Below are 4966 nucleotides of genomic sequence, written 5' to 3' on the forward strand. Positions count from 1 at the left end.
GGCTGATAAACACAGAAATTAGTGCAAGGGTTTTGAAGGGTATACCGGAAAAAGTGTGCATTTTTGGGGATTTCAAGAGATGGCAAAGAAATTTTCAAATCTCCTCCTGACTCCTGACTCCTGACTCCTGACTCCTATGCCATCACGGAAAGACTTTCTCAGCAACCCCTAAATACAATAGACTTCTCCAGAAAAGAAATTATGGAACTTATTTATGGGGGCAGGGCGAAGCTTATGGGATATCTAGAGATGTCTGATTTTTCTGTCAAATTATCACCCATAAGCTTCGCCCCTACAACTTATGACAAATTACTAAATTCTATTTTGGAGAGGTCTAATGAATAATTCTCACAAACAAAACGTTATTATTATCGGTGGTGGTCCTGGGGGATTAGGTGCAGCGTTAATGTTAGCTAAACGAGGCTGGAAAAATATTACAGTCATTGAAAAACGACCATCAGCAGATTATTATGAACCCGATAAATCATTTAATTATCAAATTGATGGAAGAGGACAAAAATTAACAGATTTTTTAGGAATAACTGATAAACTTGCGGATTTAAGTGTTCCTAATACTGAATTTTACTTAACTGTCATTCAAAAAGACGGTACACGTAAAACCACAAAACTACCTATTGCTGATTCTAAACGCAAAACAGCTTATTGGCTACCTAGAGCAGCTTTTGTAGAATTACTTTACCAAGAAATTCAGCAAAATTGGCAAGATAAAATTCAAGTTTTATTTAAAACTGAATGTGTAGAAATTAAACCCCATTCGCAAAATTCAGAACAGTTAGAAGTTATTACCAAATCTCAAAATCAAGAACCAGTATCTTTTGTTCCTAATTTAATCTTAGGTTGTGATGGTTTAAATTCCATTGTCAGAAAAACATTGTCTGAAATATCAGGAGAATCAAATTTATTTGAAATGCAAAAATTTCCTTCTCCTAGTGCTGGGTTAAAATACAAAGTTTTGACCTTACCTCCTCAATTTCCCTTATCAGAAACAGAGGGGGATTTATCACAATCTACAATGGCTTATGCGATTCGGTCAAGTTTTAAAGAACCTAAAAAAGCAATTTCTTTAGGTTTATTACCTTTCAAAAATCCCCAACAACCCAGAACAGCGAATATTATTACCTACCCAAACCATCAAATTTGGCAATTATCAACACCAGTAGAAGTTGAGGAATTTTTTAAACAAGCATTTCCCCAACTTCCTGTAGAAAAAATCATCTCTTCTGAAGAAATTGCCAGATTTACATTTAGTGAAGGTGGTAAATTTCCTGTTCCTCAATATTGTTCAGGACTATATCAAATTTTTGGCAAACCCGAAGATAACCAAGGAACAGCAGTAATTTTATTAGGGGATGCGGTGCATTGTTTCCCCCCTGATATTGGACAAGGTGTTAATTCTGCATTGGAAGATATTTATATTTTCCAGGAAATTTTACAAGAAACTCAAGATAATCTTACTGCTGCACTTCCACGTTATCAAAACTTACGTGAACTGGATATTAAAGCTTTAATTCGTTTAGTACAAATTGGTTATCCTTGGCAGTATAATCAGGATCAAGTACAAAAAAGATTATGGAGTATTAATTTCTTTTTGCGGTTACTTTTAAATCGGTTATTTCCGTTTTTATTTTCTCCTCATTGCTTTTTATTGATTCAAAATCATGAGTTATCGTATTGGGAAATATTGCATAAAAGCAATAGAACTACTCGGAATTTATCAATTTTAGCAGGATTGATAATATTGGGTATTTTGATGATGATAAATTATAGTTAATTCTCGTTTTTGTCTGAATCAGGAAAATAATCACTATTTAAAATTTCTTCAGGAGTAAAAGGACATTGTTCAGGAAAAGTTGCACTTGGTAAACCTGTTTTATTAATTGCTTGTCTTTTCGCTTTGAGATAAACAGCATCTAAACAACCCAAAAAATAATTATATAGTGTTTTTGAACGACAAGAAAATTCTAACTCATCTCGGAAATTAGCAATTTCATTTTTCCAACCGCGCTGACAAAATTCTCGTTCACTTTCCCAATAACAATACAGCAGAAGATGAATTAATAACTGCTTCAGGTAACTTTCTACTTTTCGTCTTTGTTCAATTCCCAAAGCTTCAATCTCTTCTGCTAAATGTTGCCAATCTAAATTTTCAATATCTTGATTTTGTATTTGTTTGAGAGTGGTTTCTATCCACAAATAATAATCTTCTTCATACAGGTTAGGTTGAATAGTTAATAATGTCTTGTTTGTCATACCTGAACCCTAAAGCAATATACAGTAATTTTAACATTTTCTGTCTGAATCTCCAGATCCCCGACTTCTACCAATATTTTCTCATCAAATCATAAATTTACTACAGAAGTCGGGGATCTAAACCCTTGACAAAAATCATAACTTCTATTATCCTTATGTTATGGGTGGAAAAGAGTGCGCCCATATATAACGTATTTTCAAATTCTCAGATTCTCAAAACACAACTTCCACAAAAAACACACATCTATTTTTCTGAAAAAAATTGATCGCCGAAGGCGATAGAAAAGGGAAAAGGAAAGAAGGGTAGAGGGCAAAAGGGCAAAAGTATAAAGTGCTACCAAGTCCACGCAGCACCACACACAACACGAAAACCGCCGTAGTTGAAGGCGAAGCCCGCAACAAAAAAGCCGCGACGCGCCGAACGGCAAACAACAGGATTGAAGTACCAAGAACCACCGCGCAGCAGCTTATATTCGCCTCGATTAATCAATGCAATACCATCTACAGGCGCATTTATATAATTTTCCTGCCAGTCATCTTCACACCACTCCCAGACATTACCGTGCATATCATACAAACCAAAAGCATTAGGGGGAAAAGAACCTACATCAGTGGTTTGTTCTCGATATTTACCTTTCGGTGCATCAGCGTAGGTATAGTTACCATCATAGTTTACCAAATCTGGGGTAATACTTGCACCAAAATAAAAAGGTGTAGTTGTTCCCGCCCTACAAGCATACTCCCATTGTGCTTCACTGGGCAACTTATAGTTTTTACCTGTTTTTTGGCTTAACTTTTGGCAAAATGTAACCGCATCATTCCAACTTACTGTTTCAACAGGTCGGTGTTTGGTGAGCGTGGTTGGTGAGCGAAGTCGAACCAAAGTCGAACCATTACTACCTTTGAAGTCAGATGGATTCTTTCCCATGATAGCTTGATATTGTGCTTGGGTCAAGGGATATTTACCCATAAAGAAACTGGGAACAGAAACTTGATGTTGAGGACCTTCATCATTACTTCTTCCTTGTTCATTTTCCGGTGAACCCATGATAAAAGTTCCTGCGGGTATTTCCACCATTTCCAACATCACCCCATTTCCCAAGTCTTCTACAAAATATCTTGCGGAGTGGTTGCGTCGTTGTATTATTTCTCCTTTGCGGTTGGTGGTGACAACTTCAAAGGTGAAGGTTTTGAGAAAATTATTATTTTGTTGTTGTTTTGGTTGTTGTTTTGGTGTTTCTGTTTGAATGCCTAAATCAATAAACCATTCTTTGATAGACTGGGGACGTTGACGATAATCTAACGCCATCCCCTTGAGAATAGCATTATTTACCTGATCACTAATGTGAGGATGAGATTTTTTTGGTGGTTCAATAGCCATTTTCAAATCTAGCATAATCTTCGCATTGAGATAAGGACTAGGTAGAGGGATGAAAGGTGGTTCTTGAACCGCGATAATTACATATAATGTAGCAGCGAGGGAATAAATATCTAATGCAGGAGTGAAGTTACTGCGGTTTTCAAACTGTTCTGGTGGTGCAAAAACGGGAGTTTTCGCATTTGTTAAACTCATGCTTTCTGCAAAGTTGACTTCCCGCGCTAACCCGAAATCAATTAATATGGCTTTTTTGTCTGATTCTCGGAGTAAAATGTTGGCAGGTTTAATATCTCGATGTAAATAATTGCGACCATGAATATAATCTAGTGCAGATCCTATTTGTTGGATAATTGCTAAACCCGCACTTTCACTAAAAACACCATTTGACCATAAATATTGTTCTAAGTTTTTACCTTTAATATATTCCATTACCATACAAGGTAAACCATTTTCTTCAAATAGTTCTGGATAAACCTTGACGATGTGGGGATGATCAAAAGTCGCTAACTTTATCGCTTCGGTATTAAACTTACCTCGTTCCTCTGCTAAAAATTCTGCAAAACCTTCTGAGTTTCCACGTTTGTCTCGATAACGTTGTTGTAAAAACAAGACATTGAGACTTTTGATAGCGACTTGGGTTTTACGTTTATCATCTTTTGCAAGATAGGTGACACCAAACCCACCTTGTCCCAGGATTTCAATGATCTCATATTGTCCGCGTTTGATTTTTTGTCCTGGGGTGAAAAATGCCATCTTCCCCTCACCTGGTGATGCTATGAGTTTTTACTATATATAGTGTAGCTTTTTTTGTCTGAATCAGGATGTCCAGGATTAAAGGATTTTCAGGATGTTATTTAATGATGGTTTTTGGGAATTTGGGATTTTTTTTGTCAGAATCAGGATTTTCAGGATTAAAGGATGTAGAGGATGCGATCGCCAAATTCCCAGACTCACAGAAAAACTCTCTCAAACTCTCTTACCTTCGTGTTCTTCGTGTTCTTCGTGGTTCATTCTCTTGAAAAATCAAACTTGAGTTTTTCCCAACCCGTTATATATGGGCGCACTCTTTTCCACTCATAACATAATCCTACAACACCATAAAAATCTTGTCAAGACTCAACGACAACTTTCTGAAAAACTCCCTTCCTCCTCCTCTGCGACTCTGCGCCTCTGCGTGAGCTTGTCCTAAGTTGACAATTTAATAGACAAACCTGTACACTCATAGACAAACATAAGAGTGACTTTATGTTTAAACCTCATGAATTTGCTAAAAAAATCGGAGTTTCAGTCAAGACCTTGCAAAGATGGGATGTTGAA

Annotated in this window: 3 protein-coding genes; 1 reads left to right on the forward strand and 2 read right to left on the reverse strand. The window is 36.5% G+C overall.

Annotated elements, in window-relative coordinates; translation table 11 throughout:
• Window positions 1-337: 337 nt before the first annotated feature.
• Complete coding sequence (locus tag PN497_RS17295) at window positions 338-1792, forward strand: FAD-dependent oxidoreductase (protein WP_096569871.1); 1455 nt, start codon at window positions 338-340, stop codon at window positions 1790-1792.
• Here PN497_RS17295 and PN497_RS17300 read toward each other — a convergent pair.
• Window positions 1789-2271: a DUF29 domain-containing protein gene (locus tag PN497_RS17300; RefSeq protein ID WP_096569873.1), complete on the reverse strand. Its 483-nt coding sequence runs from the start codon at window positions 2269-2271 to the stop codon at window positions 1789-1791. The two genes, PN497_RS17295 and PN497_RS17300, sit on opposite strands and share 4 nt — an antisense overlap.
• 334 nt (window positions 2272-2605) lie before the next feature.
• Complete coding sequence (locus PN497_RS17305) at window positions 2606-4402, reverse strand: bifunctional serine/threonine-protein kinase/formylglycine-generating enzyme family protein (RefSeq protein ID WP_096569875.1); 1797 nt, start codon at window positions 4400-4402, stop codon at window positions 2606-2608.
• Window positions 4403-4966: the final 564 nt, after the last annotated feature.

It is taken from the genome of Sphaerospermopsis kisseleviana CS-549 (assembly GCF_028329225.1).
Lineage (GTDB): Bacteria > Cyanobacteriota > Cyanobacteriia > Cyanobacteriales > Nostocaceae > Sphaerospermopsis > Sphaerospermopsis kisseleviana.

Bases quoted from the DNA above. Each gene is read 5' to 3' on its own strand.
- PN497_RS17295 (WP_096569871.1), top strand. From the start codon at position 338: ATGAATAATTCTCACAAACAAAACGTTATTATTATCGGTGGTGGTCCT.
- PN497_RS17300 (WP_096569873.1), bottom strand. From the start codon at position 2,271: ATGACAAACAAGACATTATTAACTATTCAACCTAACCTGTATGAAGAA.
- PN497_RS17305 (WP_096569875.1), bottom strand. From the start codon at position 4,402: ATGGCATTTTTCACCCCAGGACAAAAAATCAAACGCGGACAATATGAG.